At 68.1% G+C, this 19,161-nt stretch carries 20 protein-coding genes and 1 riboswitch; of the genes, 15 read left to right on the top strand and 5 right to left on the bottom strand.

Features of this window, described 5'->3' with window-relative positions:
• Window positions 1-19 precede the first annotated feature (19 nt).
• Window positions 20-1,447 (top strand): dihydrolipoamide acetyltransferase family protein, encoded by a 1,428-nt coding sequence (locus tag ABD53_RS07120; RefSeq protein ID WP_047865062.1) that lies wholly within the window; start codon window positions 20-22, stop codon window positions 1,445-1,447.
• Between the two features lie 17 nt (window positions 1,448-1,464).
• On the opposite strand, the gene sigZ is transcribed toward ABD53_RS07120, so the two are convergent.
• The 5 genes from sigZ to ABD53_RS07095 all read right to left on the bottom strand — a co-directional run bounded on the left by sigZ (window position 1,465) and on the right by ABD53_RS07095 (window position 4,975).
• Entirely contained in the window at window positions 1,465-2,034 is a 570-nt protein-coding gene (sigZ, locus tag ABD53_RS07115) for an RNA polymerase sigma factor SigZ (RefSeq protein WP_084709388.1), read from the bottom strand.
• A gap of 311 nt (window positions 2,035-2,345) precedes the next feature.
• On the bottom strand, window positions 2,346-2,768 hold the full coding sequence (locus tag ABD53_RS07110) for a hypothetical protein (protein WP_047865060.1): 423 nt from the start codon (window positions 2,766-2,768) through the stop codon (window positions 2,346-2,348).
• A gap of 61 nt (window positions 2,769-2,829) precedes the next feature.
• Window positions 2,830-3,927: a Glu/Leu/Phe/Val family dehydrogenase gene (locus ABD53_RS07105; protein WP_047865059.1), complete on the bottom strand. Its 1,098-nt coding sequence runs from the start codon at window positions 3,925-3,927 to the stop codon at window positions 2,830-2,832.
• 101 nt (window positions 3,928-4,028) lie between these two features.
• Window positions 4,029-4,310 (bottom strand): hypothetical protein, encoded by a 282-nt coding sequence (locus ABD53_RS07100; protein ID WP_047865058.1) that lies wholly within the window; start codon window positions 4,308-4,310, stop codon window positions 4,029-4,031.
• 2 nt (window positions 4,311-4,312) lie between these two features.
• The gene (locus ABD53_RS07095; RefSeq protein ID WP_084709387.1) at window positions 4,313-4,975 is read right to left on the bottom strand and encodes a transcriptional regulator; all 663 of its coding nucleotides are present in this window, start codon (window positions 4,973-4,975) and stop codon (window positions 4,313-4,315) included.
• Between the two features lie 193 nt (window positions 4,976-5,168).
• Between ABD53_RS07095 and meaB the strand changes: the two genes are divergently transcribed.
• The 14 genes from meaB to cobM all read left to right on the top strand — a co-directional run bounded on the left by meaB (window position 5,169) and on the right by cobM (window position 19,143).
• Window positions 5,169-6,122 (top strand): methylmalonyl Co-A mutase-associated GTPase MeaB, encoded by a 954-nt coding sequence (gene meaB, locus ABD53_RS07090; protein WP_047865056.1) that lies wholly within the window; start codon window positions 5,169-5,171, stop codon window positions 6,120-6,122.
• A gap of 63 nt (window positions 6,123-6,185) precedes the next feature.
• Window positions 6,186-6,370: riboswitch (cobalamin riboswitch) on the top strand.
• A 37-nt stretch (window positions 6,371-6,407) separates the two neighbouring features.
• Window positions 6,408-6,629 carry a CbtB-domain containing protein gene (locus tag ABD53_RS07085; protein WP_047865055.1) on the top strand — a complete coding sequence of 74 codons (222 nt, stop codon included), beginning with the start codon at window positions 6,408-6,410 and terminating at the stop codon, window positions 6,627-6,629.
• An 11-nt stretch (window positions 6,630-6,640) separates the two neighbouring features.
• Window positions 6,641-7,423, top strand: a complete 783-nt coding sequence (locus tag ABD53_RS07080) for a CbtA family protein (protein WP_047865054.1) — start codon at window positions 6,641-6,643, stop codon at window positions 7,421-7,423.
• Complete coding sequence (locus ABD53_RS07075; protein ID WP_047865053.1) at window positions 7,420-9,009, top strand: cobyric acid synthase; 1,590 nt, start codon at window positions 7,420-7,422, stop codon at window positions 9,007-9,009. Before ABD53_RS07080 ends, ABD53_RS07075 begins: the two co-directional genes overlap by 4 nt.
• Complete coding sequence (locus ABD53_RS07070) at window positions 8,999-9,391, top strand: hypothetical protein (RefSeq protein ID WP_047865052.1); 393 nt, start codon at window positions 8,999-9,001, stop codon at window positions 9,389-9,391. The genes ABD53_RS07075 and ABD53_RS07070 overlap by 11 nt, the downstream gene beginning before the upstream one ends.
• A complete protein-coding gene (gene cobN, locus ABD53_RS07065; protein WP_200900316.1) occupies window positions 9,378-13,136 on the top strand; it encodes a cobaltochelatase subunit CobN in 3,759 nt (1,252 codons plus the stop codon). Before ABD53_RS07070 ends, cobN begins: the two co-directional genes overlap by 14 nt.
• A complete protein-coding gene (locus ABD53_RS07060) occupies window positions 13,133-13,330 on the top strand; it encodes a hypothetical protein (protein ID WP_047865051.1) in 198 nt (65 codons plus the stop codon). The genes cobN and ABD53_RS07060 overlap by 4 nt, the downstream gene beginning before the upstream one ends.
• Complete coding sequence (locus tag ABD53_RS07055; protein WP_047865050.1) at window positions 13,327-13,524, top strand: hypothetical protein; 198 nt, start codon at window positions 13,327-13,329, stop codon at window positions 13,522-13,524. The genes ABD53_RS07060 and ABD53_RS07055 overlap by 4 nt, the downstream gene beginning before the upstream one ends.
• Before the next feature lie 89 nt (window positions 13,525-13,613).
• Window positions 13,614-13,757, top strand: a complete 144-nt coding sequence (locus ABD53_RS17235; protein WP_160309640.1) for a hypothetical protein — start codon at window positions 13,614-13,616, stop codon at window positions 13,755-13,757.
• A complete protein-coding gene (locus ABD53_RS07050) occupies window positions 13,754-15,709 on the top strand; it encodes a putative cobaltochelatase (protein WP_047865049.1) in 1,956 nt (651 codons plus the stop codon). The genes ABD53_RS17235 and ABD53_RS07050 overlap by 4 nt, the downstream gene beginning before the upstream one ends.
• The gene (cobO, locus tag ABD53_RS07045; RefSeq protein ID WP_047865048.1) at window positions 15,706-16,287 is read left to right on the top strand and encodes a cob(I)yrinic acid a,c-diamide adenosyltransferase; all 582 of its coding nucleotides are present in this window, start codon (window positions 15,706-15,708) and stop codon (window positions 16,285-16,287) included. The genes ABD53_RS07050 and cobO overlap by 4 nt, the downstream gene beginning before the upstream one ends.
• Complete coding sequence (locus ABD53_RS07040) at window positions 16,281-17,666, top strand: cobyrinate a,c-diamide synthase (protein ID WP_047865047.1); 1,386 nt, start codon at window positions 16,281-16,283, stop codon at window positions 17,664-17,666. The genes cobO and ABD53_RS07040 overlap by 7 nt, the downstream gene beginning before the upstream one ends.
• Window positions 17,663-18,376 carry a precorrin-2 C(20)-methyltransferase gene (gene cobI / locus ABD53_RS07035; RefSeq protein WP_047865046.1) on the top strand — a complete coding sequence of 238 codons (714 nt, stop codon included), beginning with the start codon at window positions 17,663-17,665 and terminating at the stop codon, window positions 18,374-18,376. The genes ABD53_RS07040 and cobI overlap by 4 nt, the downstream gene beginning before the upstream one ends.
• Window positions 18,373-19,143, top strand: coding sequence for a precorrin-4 C(11)-methyltransferase (gene cobM, locus ABD53_RS07030; protein ID WP_053057787.1), 771 nt, complete (start codon window positions 18,373-18,375; stop codon window positions 19,141-19,143). Before cobI ends, cobM begins: the two co-directional genes overlap by 4 nt.
• The last annotated feature ends 18 nt before the right edge of the window (window positions 19,144-19,161 follow it).

Here is a 19,161-nt window from a genome sequence, read left to right as displayed (position 1 = left end):
ATACCAGGGAGGTAAGAGGTTGACGACGCCGGTAACCATGCCGCAGCTGGGTGAGAGCGTAACCGAGGGTACGATCCTGCGCTGGCTCAAGGCCGAAGGGGAGGAGGTGACCGCCGACGAGCCCCTCTGCGAGGTCGAGACCGACAAGGTGACCGCCGAGCTACCCTCGCCGTTCGCCGGTACGGTTCGTCAGTTCCTCGTCGAGGAGGGCGCGACCGTGGACGTGGGGGCCGAGATCCTGCTGCTCCAGACCCCCGGCGACGCCCGGGACCCGGAGGCCGTCCCGCAAGGCGGCTCCGAGCAAGTTCCCCAAGATTCCCGCGATACACCGGCCGCGGCGACGCGCGAAACACACGAAACACACGAAACACACGAGACGCACAACACGCCTAGCGCAGACCGGAACGGAGGCTCGGCCCAAACGGCAGAGCAGCCCGTCGAGCCGGAGGTGGATCGCGGCGGGAGTAACGGCGGCGGCGATCGGAGCGCCGCGAGCCTGCGGCGGCAGCGGTCCTCGCCGGTGGTGCGGCGTCTCGCCGCCGAACACGGCGTAAGCATCTCCGAGGTGTCCGGTACCGGGCTGGACGGCCGCGTCACCCGCAAAGATATAGAGGGTCACGTGCAGAGGCTGCGCCAAGCCCCGCCCGAGGAGACCCCCGACCATGACGCAGCGCCGCAGCGACCGGAGCCACAGAAGCCACAGGAGCCACGGGAGCAATCGGAGCCTGGGGGAGTGGAGGTACACGAAGGCGACGAGGTGCGGCGGCTTACGGCGACCCGGCGCGCGATAGCGGGCCGGATGTCGCTCGCCAAACGTGAGGCCCCCCACGCGTGGACGATGGTGGAGGCGGACTTGACGGGGCTCGCCGCGCTGCGCGAGCATCACAAGGCCGAGTTCGAGCGGCGGGAGGGGATCAGGCTCACCTACTTGCCGTTCATAGCCCGCGCCGTGGCGGAAAGCCTCAAGGAGCACCCGGAGCTTAACTCGGTGTGGAACGAGGATAGCATCGTGCTGCGAAAGAAGATCAACCTCGGCGTGGCGGTAGACACCGGGGAGGGTCTGGTGGTGCCCGTGATCCCGGAGGCCGACGGTCTCAGCCTGACCGGGCTCGCCCGCGCCGTGGACGAGCGGATCCGGCGGGCCAGAAGCGGTAGCCTGCGGCCGGAGGACGTATCCGGCGGAACCTTCACGGTAAACAACCCCGGCGCCCTCGGCAGCGTGGTCTCCACCCCGATCATCAACTACCCGCAGGCGGCGATCCTCTCTGCCGAGTCGGTCGTAAAGCGGCCGGTCGTGGTCGAGGGCGACGCGATCGCCGTGCGGAGCATGATGAACTTGGAGGTCTCGTTCGACCACCGCATCCTGGACGGCGGCGCGGCGCTCGGGTTCCTGAACGCCGTAAAGAGCCGGCTGGAGAGCCTGTCACCCGACTCCGGGCTATCCTGAGTCCGGGCCCCGGATGATCAGCGGCACCCCCGGCAGCATTCGGGGTTTCGTCTCGGCTCGTAGCCGACGAGCGCGCCACGACCATCGAATTCCAGCTCACAGCACTCCCGGAGCATCGCCGCGAGCATTCCACGAGCCCGCTGGACCCGCGACTTCGCTCCGGGCAGCGAGAGGTTCAACATGGCTGCGGTCTCACTTTGAGTGTGTCCTTCCAGCTCGGATAGCCTCACTGCGCGGCGGTATTTCGTGGGCAGACGCTCTACGAAGGACGGCAGGCAGGCGGCGAGCCCCCGCCCGGAAACGGGCTCGTCCGGGAGCGCGGGTAGGTCTTCTGGAAATGCGGTAAAGGTCCTCCGAGAGCGGTAATAATCCGCTATGACGTTGCGGGAGATCTGGTACAGCCACTGCTGGAGCTTTCCGGCGTCTCTCAGTGTGTCTCTGCGTGCGACGGCTCTGGTGAGGGCCTCTTGCACGATGTCCTCCGCAGCGGCGGAATCCGCTACCCGAGAGCCTACGAAACGGTGCAAGGCTCTCCGGTGAGACTCCCAATCCGCCGGGGATGACGCTGTATCCGACTCGTTTCTCATGCCGTAAACCTCGTGCCGCCGGGTACCGGTCCCAGGCCAGTGGGACGGCTATTTACACTGCGCCGCCCACCGGCCCCTGGCAGCTTAACTAGCAGCAGTCACCGCTGCAATAAGCTTCTTCTCCACAGCACGGGCTATCCGGGTCGCAGCACGACCCCGGTCCCGGTTGGTCGGCGGCTCGTATCTCTTTCAACGTTACCCCTTTCGGTATGACGCTCTACTTTCTTTTGCTTCTTCTGAGCGGTCCTGTAGGGTAGACGGAGAAACGTGGAAAAGGATGCGGGAAATCGCCCGCATCAGCCAGACGTTTGCTAGAGGGAATAAGGAGAGGCCAGGCCGAAATGTATGGCGGTTCTCCAGACTCCCAGCGCGCCCCCGGCGACGCCGAACATTACGTCCACTGCCGAGTCCACGGCCGGGTTGTAGATCGTGGCGGGGAACGCGAGGTCCAGCACCGCCTCGACTCCTTCCCAGGAGGCGCCTCCTATAAGGCCCAGCGCCGCCCCGAGCGCCAGAGCGCGGCCCGCCGTTACGCGCCTCCTTACCCCGCGGTGATTCATCTCGTACCGGAGGTATAGCTCCGCCGCGAGCGCCACGAGAGAGAAAGTGGTCAGAAAATGCGCGAGGTTGTCGTAGAAGACTCCGGCGTAGAAGAGCCCGAAGGCGAAGCCCGCGAGGTCTATGACGGCGCTCACGAGCAGCGCGGCGAGTATGAGGCGGGAGATCTTCTTCATCTACCCCAAAAGATACACTAGCGAATCCGGCGAGTCCGTCCGGACGCCCCGGTTATAGAGTCTAGTGCAGCCGGGAGGCTCTGCCGGGCGCGGGACCCGTGCCCGGGCGGCCGTCGGATAGCGCGGCGGATATCCGCTCCTCGGCCAGCGTGTCGGCGGCGGTGTGGGGCGGCACGGAGTCACGTTTGGAGAGGGCGATGATCCTCTGCACCGAGTCGTGGATGCCCATTACCCGGATTCTGACACGCTCCTCATCGTAGCCCCCGAGCTCCCCGGCGACGTTTATGAGGCCCCCGGCGTTGATTATGTAGTCCGGGGCATAGAGGATGCCGCGCTCCGCCAGCGCCTCGCCGTGTCGGTCCTCCAGCAGCACGTTGTTCGCGCTGCCCGCGATTATGGAGCAGCGGAGCCTCGGGATGCTGTCATCGTGCACCACCGCCCCGAGGGCGCAGGGCGCGAAAACGTCGCACTCGGTGGCGATTATGTCGTCCGGGTCCGCGGGCGTGGCGCCGAGCTCGTGGGCCGCCCGCGCGACGGCGGCCCCGTCTACGTCCGCGACGATCAGACGCGCCCCTTCCCTGTGCAGCAGGTTGCACAGGTGGTATCCGACGTGCCCGAGGCCCTGTATGGCCACGGTCCGGCCTTCCGCGGAGGGGGTGCCGTACACCTCTCCGAGACAGGCCCGGATGCCCTGCATCACGCCGAGCGCGGTAAACGGCGCGGGATCGCCGGAGCCGCCGTGCTCGCGGGACCGGCCGACGACGTGGCCGGTCTCCAGCTCGGCGTACGCTATGTCATCCGTGGAGGTGCCGACGTCTTCGGCGGCTATGTAGTTGCCGCCGAGCGTCTCCAGACGCCGTCCGAAGGCCCGGAACAGCGCGCCGGACTTGTCGGTTCTCGGGTCGCCGAGGATCACGGACTTGCCGCCGCCGAGATCCAGCCCGGCGGCCGCCGCCTTGTAGGTCATCCCGCGAGCCAGCCTCAGCACGTCTACCACCGCCTCGTGCTCGCCGGCGTAGGGATACATCCGGCATCCTCCGAGCGCCGGACCGAGCGTCGTGTCGTGTATGGCTACCATGCCCTTCAGGCCCGTCGGGCCGTCGTGGATGAAGACGAGGTCCTCGTAATCGTGCTCCGCGAGAAGATCGAAGATGTCCACCCTGCCTCCCGTGGTCTCCCCAACGCTTTACACCCTAAACACCCTGGTACACTACAGGCGTACCCTGAAACGCTACAAATGATTCTACACCCTCGATCCGGCTATCCCGGTCGGCGTTCCGTCATGGAGACGGGCGTGGAGGCCGTATCCGGGGAGGATAGATTCTCTTTCAGACCTTCCCAGGCCGTCTGGGAGTCCAGGGCGAAGGCCAGCTTGAGAAACGCCCGCGACAAGGGCCGTGAAAGGCCTCGTAGAAGGTGTCGCAAGAGACGGTTCCCGGTGGAGCTACTGCGTGAGGCGGCTCTGCTGCGCTCGATGTATCGTCTCTGCTCCTCCATACGGTGCTTCATCAGGTGCCGGTGCTGATCCGGGTCCGGCTCCATGCTCACCCTCCTGACTCGTCGTCACGCTCGTCGTCCGGTATCTCGGGGAGGTTGGTGGGAAACACGCCGGCGATAAAGGCGTACACCTTCTCGCCCGGCACCGGCGGCTGATCGAACTCCTCCGACAGCTCCGTTACCTTCCGGGCGAACTCCTCGGCCCTCTCGGGCGGAATCCTCGCGTGAACCAGCGAGGACATCGGTACGGTATTCCCGGTATCCTTTTTCCGGGCCTGTACCCTGTCAAGCTCCGGGGCCTCGAACTCGGCCATCGCCTGCTCGAGGTGGAACTGGGGGCTGATCTCGGGTATCTCCTCGGACCAGGAGAAGTGCCGGGCGGTAAAGCTCAGCCGTCGGTACGTGTTGCCGTAATACTTCTCCGTTATGGCCCGCACCTGCCGGGTCTTCACCACCCGGACGAACCCGACCTCCTCGAGCACCTTGAGGTGGTGGCCTATGGCCCCCGGCTTCATGCCGAACGCCTCGGCGAGCTGCTTGGTGCTCGCCGCCCGCTCCCTCAAGAGCTGCAGGATCTTCTGCCGCGTGGGGTCCGCAACCGCCCGGAAATGCTCGGGCTCCGTCGCCTCGAAAGACTCCTCCATCTCGTAGCCCGGAGCCCCCGCGTCTACGCCCTCATCTTCCATGTTTTGGCTGGTTTGATTGGTCATAGTCGTATGTTAAGCAAAAACTGAACAAAAAACAACAGCTTTATATAAAATTTGCGCTTTTCGTGTGGCCGGGAGGTTTGTGAGGCACTGGCGGACGGGTCGGAAAGCGGGTAACTTGGAGGGAAACGTATAGAGTGGTGGCAGAGAGCTGGTTTCTACGTCGTGTACGTGATGTAGGTTGCGTGGGGGTCTATTGTTTAGAGAGGCGGGCGTACAGGGTCTCGTCGAGAGGCTGATAAACGGGGACAAGCGGGCATTGGCGCGGACGATATCGCGCGTGGAGACCGGCGGGGAGGACGTGCCCGAGCTGGTCCGGGGGCTGTATCCGTACACCGGGGGAGCGTTCAGCGTAGGCTTTACCGGGCCGCCGGGGGTCGGCAAGAGCAGCGTCATCGCGGAGCTGATACGGATCTACCGCGCCGAAGGGATGGAGGTTGGCGTGATCTCGGTGGACCCGTCGAGCCCGTTTTCGCGGGGCGCGATCCTGGGCGACCGCATCCGGCTCGCCGACCACTTTCTGGACTCCGGGGTGTTTATCCGCTCGATGGGCAGCCGCGGTCACCTCGGGGGGCTGGCCGCAGCCTCGAAGCTCGGGGCGCTCGCGATGGAGGCTTACGGGGTAGACGTGGTGCTGTACGAGACGGTCGGCGTCGGGCAGGGAGAGGTGGAGGTCGCCTCGGTGGCGGATACTGTGGTGCTGGCACTGCAGCCGGGCTCGGGAGACGCGGTGCAGGCGCTAAAGGCCGGGGTGATGGAGGTCGCGGACGTGATCTGCGTAAACAAGTCCGACCATCCGCAGGCAAAGGCCGCCGCCCGGGAGGCGCGGCAGGCGCTGGAGATCGGACACGAGCTGGACCCCGAGTCTCCCCTGCCCGAGATAGTAATGACCCGGGGCGACGCCGGCGAGGGCGTCGAGGAGCTGCGCCGGGCCGTGGACGACCACCGGGGACATCTCACGGAGAGTGGCGGCCTGGAGCGCCGCAGAATGGGCTCGATACAGGAGTTCATGCTCTCCTGGACCCGCGCCAAGCTCGAAGACCGGATGCGCCAGAGGCTAGACCGCCAGGACGAGGACCTCGTCAACAAGGTGTATCGGCGGGAGCTAGACCCGATCTCGGCCGCCGAGACGCTGTACCGCGAGGTGTAGGGGGTCTGTAGTGGCCGTCGGCAGGGACCCTCTGCGGTGTTGACAGGATAGCCCGCTTGTGGCTACACTTCTGCGCCAGATACAAAAGACAGGCGCGGTGGATACGAGGAAGCCGGTGAGAGTCCGGCGCGGTCCCGCCACTGTGACCGGGTAGCCAGCCCCGAAAGAGGCCACTGCACACGAGGTGTGGGAAGGCCGGGGCGAGGCGAGGAACCGGGAGCCAGGATACTTCTCCGCCGCCGTCCGAGCACTATCCGGGACGAGGATCCCGAAAGGAGTGTCGCTTTGGGTAATCTGGAGAACACGGCCCGCAAGCCGGTATCCGTAAAGGACCTGCCGGCCTGGAGTTGGGCGGTGCTGGTCTTGATCCTGCTCGTCGCTTTCGCCGTATTGTTCGATAACGGGGCCCTTCTGACGCCGTTTATCGGGGAGGCCGCGACGGCGAACAACTACCTGCACGCGTTCTTCCACGACGGCCGGCACCTGCTCGCCGTACCCTGCCACTAGGCCGGTAGAAAATGATAGGCAAGCTCCTGGCGCGCGGCCTGGCCGCGGGCCTGATAGCGGGCGTTCTAGCCGGTCTGTTTGGCCTGGCTTTCGGGGAGCCCACACTCGAACGCGCGATGGCGGCCTCGGCGGCCTCCGGGCACCACGGCGATACCGCTGGCGCCCCCCCCGATGCTCATGGCGCTCATGGCGGATCGCACGAGGGAGGCGGGGAAGACGTGTTCGGGCGTGGGGTGCAGAAGACCGGCCTGATCGTGGGTACGGCGCTCTACGGCGCGGCCCTGGGGGGAGTATTCGGCGTGGTCTCGGCGTTTTTGCGGGGGCGCTCCGGGCTCGGGAGCTGGCGGCGGAGCCTGGCGCTCGCCGGGGCCGCGTTCGCCGGGGCGGTCGCGATGCCGTTCCTGAAGTACCCGCCGAGTCCTCCTGGCGGGGCGTCCACCGTGGATCAGACCCCGGCCTATCTGGTCATGGTCGCGCTCTCGCTGCTGGCGGTGCTCTTTGCCTGGCGTATCTCGCGCCGCATGGCCGGGGCCTCGGATCCGGCGAGACATCTGTCGGTGGCGGGCTTTCTGGTCGTCTCTTTCGTGGCGCTGTACGCGCTGCTGCCCGCCGCGGGCGGCGCGGGTGACGTGGAGGCCGCGGTGCTGTGGCAGTTCCGGCTCGCCTCTCTCGGCACCCAGGCGGTGCTTTGGGCCGCCCTGGGCTGCGCATTCGGGCTGCTCTGCCGGCGGGCCGAGCGTGATGGGGCTGGAGGGCGTGGGGGCGCGACGGTCCGCAACGCCGAGGCGCGATGAGCGGGGCCATCCTCGTCTGCGGCACACACTCGGACGCCGGCAAGAGCGCGGTGGTCACCGGGATCTGCCGCATGCTCGCCCGGGAGGGGGTCGGGGTCGCGCCGTTCAAGGGGCAGAACATGGCGCTCAACTCCTTCGTGACTCGGGAGGGGGCCGAGATCGGGCGTTCCCAGGCCGCCCAGGCCGCCGCCGCCCGCGCCGAGCCCGAGGCCGCGATGAACCCGGTCTTGCTCAAGCCTTCCGGTGGGGGCGGGTCTCAGGTGGTCGTGCGGGGAAGGCCACGCACGATGGCGACCGCCAGGAGCTACCAGGACATGAAACGCGAGCTGATGCCCGTGGTGCTCGACTCGCTGGAGGACCTCCGCAGCCGGTTCGACGTGGTCGTCTGCGAAGGGGCCGGTAGCCCGGCCGAGATCAACCTCCGCAGCGCCGACATTACCAACATGGGCCTGGCCCGCGAGGCCCGCCTTCCGGTGTTGCTGGTCGGCGACATAGACCGCGGCGGCGTGTTCGCCAGCCTGTACGGTACGCTCGCGCTGCTCTCCGGGCGGGATCAGTCGCTCCTCAGCGGCTTTCTCGTGAACCGCTTCCGGGGTGATCCCTCGGTGCTGGCCCCCGGCCTGGACAAGATAACCGCCCTCACCGGACGTCCGGTGCTCGGCACCCTGCCCCACGCGCCGGCCCTGCCGCAGGTGGACGGGGAGGACTCGCTCGCACTGGACTCCCCGTCGGTCGTGAAACCCCCGGCGGGGAGAGACTACCTGAGCGTGGCCGTGGCGCGGCTGGGCCGGATCTCCAACTTCACCGACTACGACGCCCTCGCCCACGAGCCGGGCGTGTCGGTGAGGTTTACCGGCTCCGGGGAAGAGCTTCTCTGGGCCGATCTCGCGATCCTGCCCGGCACGAAGGCCACTGTAGAGGACCTCGCGCTCCTGCGCCGGAGTGGCATGGCGCGCGCGTTCACCGAGCGCGCGGCGCGGGGCATGCCGACGCTCGGGGTCTGTGGCGGATACCAGATGCTCGGGCGCCGTATTCGCGACGGCGTGGAGAGCGGCGAGCCAGAGACGGAGGGGCTGGGACTGCTGCCGGTAGAGACGGTATTCGAGGAGGAGAAGCTCCTCTCCCGGCCCGGAGGATGGGCCGTTGGTTTTGGTAGAGACGGCAAAGACGCCCCGGACCCGGTGAGTGCGTACGAGATCCGGCATGGCAGGGTCCGGGTAGGGGGCGGCGAGCCGCTGTTCGTAACCGATGACGGCGAGAAGGGTAAGGAAGTTGAGGAGGGCTGTCGCCTCGGAAATACCCTGGGCACCTCCTGGCACGGCGTGCTCGAATGCGACGGGTTTCGCCGGGCCCTGCTCCGCCGGGTCGCCGCCGAACGCGGCCTCGACTGGAAGCCCGGAGAAGAGCCGTTCGCCGCCGCCCGCGAGCGCAGGTTCGACGTGCTGGCGGACCTCGTCTCGGAGCACGTTGACCGGGAGGCGCTCGTGCGGTTGATCGAGGGCGGCCCCACGCCGGGCCTGCCCGTAATAAGCAGTCGGCTCTCGGAGTCAGGTGACCCCTCAGAGGTCGAAGCCGGTGCCGGATGAGGAGCGGGACGCCTTGATGGCCCGCATGCAATCAGCGGGTACGCTTTCAGAGACGGACGAGGCTCTTGAGGAGGCGCGACTCTGGCTGCGGAAGCATCCCGGCGACGATAGGGTAGCCGCCGCGATGCAGCGTCTCGAAGAGCGCGACGAGAGGCTGCGCGACCCGGAGGCTGCGGCGGGTTGGAGAGGGGTAGCCGCCGCCGGAGTCCTGTTCTCCGTAGCCGCCGTGGCGATCTTTGGCGCGCTCTACGCGTTGACCGGACGCTGGACGGTCTCCATCTTCGTCGGCGGGGTGGTTGGGCTGGAGATCACGTGGTGGTCCCGGGAGATTGTGATGGCGTATGCCGAGGGCAGGAGACGCAACCGGGATGGTGAGCGATGAGGGTGGGGTTCTAGAGATGCTGCTCTTTATAACGACCGCGGACACCGAGATACTGGCCGCCGCGAAGGCCGTCGAGTCGCTGCCCGAGAGCTTCCCCGAGGTCCGGTGCGCCAGTCCCGCCGCCTACGACGAGCCTCTGGAGCTGCTGGATACAGAGCTCCCCCGGGCTGGCGTGGTGCTGGTGCGGCTGCTCGGCGGGCGCAAGGCCTGGCCGGAGGGGTTCGTGGAGCTACAGCGCCGTTGTAACGAGCGAGGGATACCGCTGCTCGCGTTCGGCGGCGAGGCGGAGCCCGATGCCGAGATGACCGCCGCCTCCAGCGTGCCGTCTGGCGCGGTCGCCGAGGCCTTCGAGTACCTGCGTCACGGCGGCGTGAAGAACACCGCAAACCTGTTCCGGTTCGTGGCGGACACCGTGCTGCTGGAGGGCTACGGCTTCGAGGCCGCGGAGCCGCTGCCGGAGACCGGGGTGTACCACCCGCGCCTGCCGCACGGCTCATCCGTAGAGGGTCTGTTGGCGCTGCACGACCCCGGGCGGCCCACCGTCGGGGTGGCTTTCTACCGCACGCACTGGATGAGCGGCAACACCGCCTTTATAGATACGCTGGTCGCGGAGATCGAGGCCGCCGGGGCCAACGCGCTCCCGGTGTACAGCTACTCCCTGCGCGCCGACCCCGGCGGAGAGGTGCCCGCGCTGGGTCTCTTCCAAGGCAGGATCGGGTGCCTCGTGACCACCGTGCTCGCCAGCGGGGGCTCTAATGCCGCCGACGCGTACTCCGGCGACGGCCCCGATGGCTGGCTGGAATGGGAGGTGCCCGCCTTCGAGGAGCTTGGCGTGCCGGTGGTTCAGGGGATCTGCACCACCTCCAGCCGTGAGGCGTGGCTACAGTCCGACGCCGGGCTCTCGCCGCTGGACACGGCGTGGCAGGTGGCGATACCGGAGTTCGACGGGCGTGTGATCTCGGTCCCCTTCTCGTTCAAGGAGCGCGAGCGGGACGAGTCGCCGGTCTCGGCCCCGGTCACGGTATACCGCGCCGACCCCGAGCGCGCCCGCCGCGTCACGGGGTTGGCAACCCGCTTCGCCCGACTTAGCAGTCCGAATGCTGGTAAGCGAATCGCCGTGATGCTCTCGAACTATCCGACCAAGCATTCCCGCGTCGGAAACGCGGTCGGGCTGGACACGCCGGTGAGCGCGATCCGGCTCCTCGACGCCCTGCGTGAAGCGGGCTACGAGGTTGGCGACGCCCCCGACGACGGCGACGAGCTAATACACTCCCTCATCGCCGCCGGCGGCCACGATCTGGAGTTCCTCACCGAGGAGCAGCTCTCCGGCGCGACCGGACGGCTCTCCGCCGAAGAGTACGCGGGGTGGTTCGCCACGCTGCCCGAGGGCTTGCGGGAGTCGGTGGTGCGGCAGTGGGGACCGCCGCCGGGAGACATGTACCTGGACGACGGCGACGTAATCGTGGCCGGGCTGCGGTTCGGTAATGTCTTCGTCGGCATCCAGCCGCCGCGCGGGTTCGGGGAGAACCCGATAGCCATCTACCACGACCCCGAGCTGGCCCCGACCCACCACTACCTGGCGGCGTACCGGTGGGTGATCGGGTCGTTCGGCGCGGATGCCGTGGTCCACCTCGGCAAGCACGGCACGCTGGAGTGGCTGCCAGGAAAGTCGCTCGGGCTCTCGGCATCCTGCGCGCCGGACGCGGCGATAGCGGACGTGCCGTTCTTCTACCCGTTCGTCGTCAACGACCCCGGCGAAGGCACGCAGGCCAAGCGCCGCTCGCACGCTACGGTGGTGGACCATCTCATCCCGCCCATGACCCGCGCCGAGACCTACGACGACCTCGCGCGCCTGGAGCAGTTGCTGGACGAGTACTACCAGGTAGAGACTCTGGACCCCTCGAAGCTCCCCGCTATAGAGGCCCGCATCTGGGAGACCATGCAGGACGCAGAGCTCCACCGGGACCTCGGCGTCGAGGAGAAGCCGGACGAGTTCGGCGACTTCATCACCAAGGTGGATGGTTACCTGTGCGAGATCAAGGACCTCCCCATCCGTGGCGGCCTGCACGTCCTCGGCGAGCCGCCGGAGGGAGAGCCCTTCCGCGAGCTCCTCGCCGCCATCCTGCGTCTCGGGGCGGGCGAGACGCCGGGCCTCCGGCGCGCCGTCGGGGCCGCCTACGGGCTGGACGAGCCGGACCTGGCCGGGGACGGCGGCGCGAGGGCGGAAGCCCCCGCCGCACTCTCGGAGCGTTTCCCCGGCGTCGTCGCCACGGCGTCCGACCTGCTCGACCTGCTGGAGGAGGCGTCGCACGCGCTGCTTCTATCGCTCTCGGAACGGGGTTGGGAGGCGAGTTCCGTCGGTAAGGTCTGCGAGGCGGTGCTGGGGTTCCGGGACGAGGGGGTCGAGAGTGCTCTGCGCTTCGCCTGCGAGGAGGTAGTACCGCGGCTGTCGCGCACGCCGGAGGAGCTTTCGAACCTGATAGGCGGTCTCTCGGGCGGGTACGTGCCGGCTGGGCCGTCGGGCTCGCCGACGCGCGGTCTAACGAACGTGCTGCCGACCGGGCGCAACTTCTACTCGGTGGATCCGAAGGGCTTACCGTCGGCTCTCTCCTGGGAGGTCGGTCAGGGGCTCGCCGACAACCTCCTGCAGCGGCATCTGGACGAGGAGGCCCGATACCCCGAGACCGTCGGGATCGTGGTCTGGGGCACGGCCGCCATGCGCACCCAGGGCGACGACATCGCCGAGGTGCTGTCGCTGCTCGGGGTGCGGCCCACGTGGAACGAGGAGTCGCGGCGGGTGACGGGGCTAGAGGTGATCCCGCTGGAGGAGCTGGAGCGTCCGCGTATCGACGTGACCGTGCGCATCAGCGGGTTCTTCCGGGACGCTTTCCCGAACCTGATCTCCCTCATGGACGACGCCTTCACCACCGTCGCCGCTCTCGAAGAGCCCGCGGAGATGAACTTCGTCAAGAAGCATGCCGACGAGGAGCGTTCCGGAGGCGCGGACGAGCGCACCGCCACGACGCGCATCTTCGGCTCGCCCCCGGGCGCGTACGGCGCTGGCCTGTTGCCGCTCATAGACGCCCGCAACTGGCAGACCGACGAGGACCTCGCCGAGGTCTACGCCGTGTGGGGCGGCTACGCCTACGGCAGGGGGCTCGACGGCGTCGAGGCTCGGGGGGCGATGGAGGCCAACCTGCGGCGCACGGAGGTCGCGGTAAAGAACATAGACAACCGCGAGCACGACCTCTTCGACTCTGATGATTACTTCCAGTATCACGGGGGCATGATCGCCGCCGTCCGCGCCCTCACGGGACGCAACCCCAAGAGCTACGTCGGCGACTCGGCCGATCCTTCGCGCCCGAAGACCCGGAGCCTCGACGAGGAGGCAAAACGCGTGTTCCGCTCGCGGGTGGCGAACCCGAAGTGGATCGAGGCCATGAAACGCCACGGCTACAAGGGCGCGTTCGAGCTCTCGGCGACGGTGGACTACCTCTTCGGCTACGACGCCACGGCGAACGTGGTGGAGGACTGGATGTACCGCGACGTAACCCAGAAGTACGTGCTGGACGAGGAGGTGCGCGACTTCATGCAGGAGTCGAACCCGTGGGCGTTGCGTGCTGTGAGTGAGCGGCTGCTGGAGGCCGCCGAGCGCGGGATGTGGGCCGAGCCGGACCCTGATGACCTGCAAAGTCTGAAAGAGATCTACCTGGAGAACGAGGGCGTGCTGGAGGAGAGCTCTTGATACGAAGACTCGGCTCGTGGCTGCGGGGAGGGTGGTACAGGTTCGTCATTCTGGTGGTTCTGCTCATGATGGTCCAGACGGTCGTGTTGACCTTTCTCGGCGGCTGGGCGGCCGTGGTCGCGGGCGGGATGACGATACTGGCGCTCGCGATACTGGCCGGAGCCTACGCCTCTGGAACCGGAGTCTCTCGATGAGCCGTCTCAGAGGACTCGGAGCGTGGCTGCGGGCCAACCCGGTGCGACCCTTCGCTCTGGTCGGGGCGTTGCTGCTGCTGAACATACTCTCGGCAAATCTACTACCGGATACAGTGGCGGTCGTGGCATCGGGCGTTATCCTTGTGGCGATCATCGTCCTGGGCGTAGCCTACGTCGTGGGAGGCCGATCTTGACCGCGCCGCGAAACGCTGCTCGGCGAGACGAGCGTAGTTCTGAAACACAGAGCCAAAGCCGCACGTCACGCTATCTTTGGATAGCCGCGTTGTACGCTTTCGGCGTGCTGGTGAGCGTGGGACTACCGTTCGTTTTCAGGTCGTGGACTCTATTCGTGACGCTGGTGGTCGCGCTGATAGTTTGCGGCATGTTTATGCTCGCGCTAGCCATCTACCAGGCGGTTAGACGATGAACGCTCCTTATCCGTTCAGCGCGCTCGTCGGGCAGGATGACCTGAAGCTCTCGCTGCTGCTAAACGCGGTCTCGCCGGAGGTCGGCGGAGTGCTGGTTCGCGGCGAGAAGGGGACGGCCAAGTCAACCGCCGTCCGCGCACTGGCGAGCCTGCTGCCACCGATCGAGGTCGTCGCCGGTTGCCCGTACTCCTGCGATCCGGACGGCCCGAACCCCGATTGTCCTGCGGGGCCGCATCCGGCGGACGCGCCGCGCGAGACGCGCCCGGTGCGGCTGGTGGAGCTTCCGGTCGGGGCGAGCACGGATCGGTTGGCCGGGACGCTAGACCTCGAACGTGCGCTCTTGAAAGGAGAGAAGACGTTCGAGCCTGGTCTACTGGCCGCCGCGCACCGGGGCATCCTGTACGTGGACGAGGTAAACCTGCTCTCCGACCATTTGGTGGATCTGCTGTTGGACGTGGCGGCGATGGGCGTGAACCACGTCGAGCGCGAGGGCGTGAGTCTCAAACATCCCTCACGCTTCATACTCGTCGGCACCATGAACCCCGAGGAGGGTGAGCTGCGGCCACAGCTCCTGGACCGCTTCGGGCTCTCGGTCGAGTCCTCCGGTGCGTTATCGGCGGACGAGCGCGTCGAGGTGGTGCGCCGCCGCCTGCACTACGAGGCCGACCCGGCGGAGTTCGCCGCCAAGTTCTCGGCCGCCGACAGGGAGCTCGCCGGGGCCGTATCCGCTTCGCAAAACCGGTTGTCCGCGACGCACGTCTCCGATGACGTGCTGTACAAGGTATCCAACCTGTGCGCCGGTCTCGGGGTGGACGGTATGCGGGGAGATCTCGTAACGGCAAAGGCCGCCCGCTCGCTCGCCGCCTGGGAGGGCCGCGACAGGGTGGGGGTGGACGACGTGCGCCGCGCCGCGCCGCTCGCGCTCGCACATCGCCGTCGGCGCAACCCCTTCGAGCAGCCCGGTGTGGACCCGGAGGAGATAGAGTCCGCACTCTCCGAGCCCGAAGACCCCGACCCGCCCGACGGCGGTTCCGGAGGGCCGCCAGAGTCCGGCGATGAGCCGGGAGGCGATGCTCCGGAGGGCGGAGGTTCCGGCGGCCAGCCCGGCCAACCTTCCGCAGAGAGCCCGGGTGGGGCTCAGAGTAGCTACTCCGCATCAGAGAGCTTCCGGCCCGAGCGGCTGGAGGTGCCCGAGAAGGGGCGCGGAGGCCCGCTCGGACGCCGCAGCCGCTCCATTAGCGAGGAGGGCCAGCCGGTCAGCGACCGGGAGCCCCGGGGTGAGGCGCGCGATATAGCGGTCGGGGCGACGCTTCGGGCCGCCGCGCCACACCAGCGCGAGCGCGGGCGGAGCGGCGCCGGCCTCATAGTGCGCGAAGGGGACCTGCAGGAGAAGGTGCGCGAGGGACGGGAGGGGAACCTGATCCTGTTCGTCGTGGATGCGAGCGGCTCGATGGCCGCCCGGAGCCGGATGTCGGCGGTAAAAGGGGCGGCGCTATCTCTCCTGACCGACGCTTATCAGCGCCGGGACCGGATAGCCTTGATCTCGTTCCGCGCAGACGCCGCCGAGACGCTGCTGCCCCCGACCTCCAGCGTGGACCTAGCCGCCCCGCGCCTCGAAGAGCTCCCGACCGGGGGCCGCACCCCGCTGGCCGCCGGCCTCGAACGGGCAGCCGAGATCATCTTCCGCGAGCGGCTGCAGGACAGGGAGCGACGCCCGATGGTCGTGCTCCTGACCGACGGGCGCTCGACCTCCGGGCCCGACCCGGCAGGCGCTGCCGAACGCCTGCGGGCCGCCGGCGTAGCATCCGTGGTGGTGGATACCGAGGGCGGCAACGTCCGGCTCGGGCTCGCGCGGGAGATAGCCGGACATCTGGGTGCCCGGTGTATCAGGTTGGAGGAGTTACAGGCGGATTCGTTGGTGGAGATAGTAGAGAGGAGGCGCGTGGCGTGAGCGAAGCTGGAGAAACCAGGAAGCCGCGGGAGGAGCGTCTGAGACGGCGTTCGAACCGCGAGCGGCCGATGCTGGTGGTGAATACTGGACACGGCAAGGGCAAGTCCACGGCAGCATTCGGCGTGATGCTGCGCGGCTGGGCGCGGGGGTACCGCATCGGCGTGTACCAGTTCGTCAAGAGCGGCAAGTGGAAGGTCGGCGAGCACAAGGCCGCCGACACTCTGGGCAACATAGACTGGTTCAAGATGGGAGACGGCTGGACCTGGACCGTCGAGGACCTCGAGACCAGCGCCGAGCTCGCCCGAGAGGGCTGGGAGGAGGTCAAGCGCCGCATAAGCGACGAGACCTACGACATGCTTCTCCTGGACGAGTTCACCTACCCGATGAAGTTCGGCTGGGTCGACACGCAGGAGGTCGTGGACTTCCTGAAGGACCGGCCCGGCTTCCAGCACGTCATAATCACCGGCCGCGACGCGCCGGAGGAGCTGGTCGAGATCTCGGAGCTCGTCAGCGAGGTCGGCAAGATCAAACACCCCATGGACGAGGGACACCGGGGCCAGAAAGGCATCGAGTGGTAGCGAGCCTCCTCCATACACCCCGCCTCGTGGTAGCGGGCACCCACTCCGGCGTCGGCAAGACCACCGTCGCCACCGGCCTGATGTCGGCGCTTGCGTCAAAAGGCTGCGACGTTGCGCCATTCAAGGTCGGTCCGGACTTTATAGACCCCTCGTATCATGCGCTGGTGGCGGGGCGGCCGGGACGTAACCTGGACTCGTTCCTCGCGGGTGAGGAGTTGGTGCCGCGGCTCTTCGCCCACGGGGCGGCAGGGGCGGACGTGGCGGTGATCGAGGGCGTCATGGGCCTGTTCGACGGCAAGGGCGGCGGCGGAGATACGGCCTCGACCGCGCAGGTTGCGAAGCTGCTAAACGCCTCTGTGGTGCTCGTCGTGGACGCCGGGGCGATGGCGCGCTCGGCGGCGGCGATGGTCCACGGCTACCGGAGCTTCGACCCGGAGGTGGACGTCGCTGGGGTGGTGCTGAACCGGGTCGGTTCCGACAAACACGAGCAGATGCTGCGCGAGGCGATAGAGCCGCTCGGCGTCCCGGTGCTGGGAGCGATGAGGCGGGGCGGGGACCTCTCTACCCCGGATCGGCATCTCGGGCTCGTTCCGGCCGCCGAGCGGAGTGATGAGGCGCGGCGGTCGGTAGAGAGAATGGGCGAGGCCGTCTCGCGCCACTGCGACCTGGAGGCTGTTATGCGCCTCGCGCGCTCCGCCGGTCCGCTGCGTGCCGAGCCCTGGAGCCCGGAGAGCGGGGAGAGTGCGCCAGCGAGGGTGGCCGTTGCCGCCGGGCGGGCTTTCTCGTTTGCGTATCGGGAGAACCTGGAGCTTCTTGAGGGTGCGGGGGCCGAGGTCGTACACTTCGATCCCCTGCGCGACGAGACCTTGCCGGAGGGGGCGGGGGCGCTGTACCTCGGTGGCGGCTTCCCGGAGGCGTATACAGCCGAGCTTTCGGAGAACGAGCCGCTGCGGCGGGAGGTGGCCGCGTTCGCCCGTGGCGGCGCACCGGTGATCGCCGAGTGCGGCGGGATGATGTACCTCTCACGTGGGCTCGACGGGAAGCCCATGTGCGGCGTGCTCGGAGCCGAGTCAGAGATGGGCGGCCGTCTCACCCTGGGTTACCGGGAGGCGGTCGCGGCCTCCGAGTCCCCGCTGTGCGGGCGTGGCGCGGAGCTGCGGGGCCACGAGTTCCACTACTCTTCCACACGGCCCCCGGCGGGAGGTATTGAGGGGGAGGCCGCGCCGGCCTGGACGTTCGACGACCGGCGGAGCGAGGGGTTCGTGGCGGGCGGGGTCCACGCGAGCTATCTGCACACCCACTGGGCCGCGTATCCCGGGGTGGCGCGGCGGCTGGTTTCGAGCGCCGCGAGAGCGAACGTGTCCGGGGCGCGCTCGTGAGCGGCACGCTGGTAGGAGTCGGAGTCGGGCCGGGGGACCCGGAGCTCGTGACGCTCAAGGGCCTGCGTGAGCTGCGGGAGGCCGGTACGGTGTTCGTGCCCGTCGGCGATACCGGGGAGGCGGGTCGGGCCGAGACGGTGGTGCGCGGCCACGTCGAGCCGGGGAACGTCCGGCGGCTGCTGTTTGCCCTCTCCGACGACGCGGAGGCGCGGGAGCGCAACTGGGAGCGGGCCGCCGGGGAGGTGTGCGCCGCGCTCTCGGAGGGACGAAACTGCGCCTTCGCCACCATCGGCGACCCGAACGTGTACTCGACCTTCACCTACCTGTGGCGCGCCGTCCTGCAGAGGCTGCCGGAAGTCGGCGTACGCACGGTGCCGGGGATCACCGCCATGCAGGACCTCGCCTCGCGTAGCGGCACGGTCCTGTTGGAAGGTAAGGAGCGGCTATCGCTCCTGCCGTTCAACGCCGGGGAGGGGGCTCTGAGGAAGGCGCTCGCCGGTAGCGACACGGTCGTGTGCTACAAGGGGGGCGGCAGGCTCGCCGAGGTACTCTCGGCTGCCGGGGAGAGCGGGCGGCTCGACGAGGCGGTGTACGGCTCGCGGCTCGGCATGGAAGGCGAGGAGGTGCGCCCGGCTGCGGAGGCGGCGGGCGAGACGGGACCGTATCTATCCACCGTGATCTTCACTAGCAGGGAAGCGAGGAACTCATGAGCAACATGAGCAAGGTCTGGTTTATAGGGGCGGGGCCTGGGGCGGAGGACCTTCTGACGTTGCGGGCGGCGAGGCTCATCGGCGAGTCCGACGTGCTGGTGTGGGCCCGGAGCCTGGTCAAGGAGGAGGTACTGGAGCATGCCTCTCCGGGAGCGGAGATCTTCGAGTCCACCAGCGTTCCGCTGGAGAAGGTGCAGGAGCTGTACGAGCGGGCGACGCGCGAGGAGCTTACGATAGGCCGCATCCACTCGGGAGACCCGAGCCTGTGGGGGGCTGTGCTGGAGCAGATCGAGATCTGCGACGAGCTCGGCCTGGACTGGGAGATAGTGCCCGGCGTCTCCTCGTTCGGGGCCGCGGCGGCGGCAATCGGCCGCGAGCTCACGGTGCCCGAGATCGCACAGTCCCTGATCGTGACCCGCCGCGCCAGCCGCACCCCGATGCCCGACGGCGAGACCATCCAGGGGTTCGCCCGCCACGGCACCACGATGGCCATATTCCTCGCGGCGGCGCGTCCGCGCGAGCTCCAGAAGGACCTCATCGAGGGCGGTTACGCGGAGGATACCCCGTGCGCCGTGGTGTACCGGGCGACGTGGCCGGACGAGCTTATTATCCGGTGCCCGCTCTCGGAGCTAGCGGAGCGTATCCGAGACGCCGGGTTTAACCGGCAGGCCATGATCCTGGTCGGGCCGGGCCTCGCCGCCGGGGGCACCCGGTCTCACCTGTACAGCCCGGACTTCGCGCACCGGTTCCGGGGCGCGAGGGCCTAGGAGGCGATATTGTCGCGG

The organism is Rubrobacter aplysinae, from assembly GCF_001029505.1.
In the GTDB taxonomy this organism is placed as follows: domain Bacteria; phylum Actinomycetota; class Rubrobacteria; order Rubrobacterales; family Rubrobacteraceae; genus Rubrobacter_A; species Rubrobacter_A aplysinae.
The sequence above is the reverse complement of the archived record's forward strand: the minus strand, read 5'-3'. Positions and strand labels throughout refer to the sequence as shown.

Coding starts and splice junctions, on each gene's coding strand:
- ABD53_RS07100 (WP_047865058.1), bottom strand. CDS start 4,310: ATGGAGCCGGACCCGGATCAGCACCGGCACCTGATGAAGCACCGTATG.
- sigZ (WP_084709388.1), bottom strand. CDS start 2,034: ATGAGAAACGAGTCGGATACAGCGTCATCCCCGGCGGATTGGGAGTCT.
- cobN (WP_200900316.1), top strand. CDS start 9,378: ATGGTGAGCGATGAGGGTGGGGTTCTAGAGATGCTGCTCTTTATAACG.
- ABD53_RS07080 (WP_047865054.1), top strand. CDS start 6,641: ATGATAGGCAAGCTCCTGGCGCGCGGCCTGGCCGCGGGCCTGATAGCG.
- ABD53_RS07055 (WP_047865050.1), top strand. CDS start 13,327: ATGAGCCGTCTCAGAGGACTCGGAGCGTGGCTGCGGGCCAACCCGGTG.
- ABD53_RS07075 (WP_047865053.1), top strand. CDS start 7,420: ATGAGCGGGGCCATCCTCGTCTGCGGCACACACTCGGACGCCGGCAAG.
- ABD53_RS07110 (WP_047865060.1), bottom strand. CDS start 2,768: ATGAAGAAGATCTCCCGCCTCATACTCGCCGCGCTGCTCGTGAGCGCC.
- ABD53_RS07050 (WP_047865049.1), top strand. CDS start 13,754: ATGAACGCTCCTTATCCGTTCAGCGCGCTCGTCGGGCAGGATGACCTG.
- cobM (WP_053057787.1), top strand. CDS start 18,373: ATGAGCAACATGAGCAAGGTCTGGTTTATAGGGGCGGGGCCTGGGGCG.
- ABD53_RS07095 (WP_084709387.1), bottom strand. CDS start 4,975: ATGACCAATCAAACCAGCCAAAACATGGAAGATGAGGGCGTAGACGCG.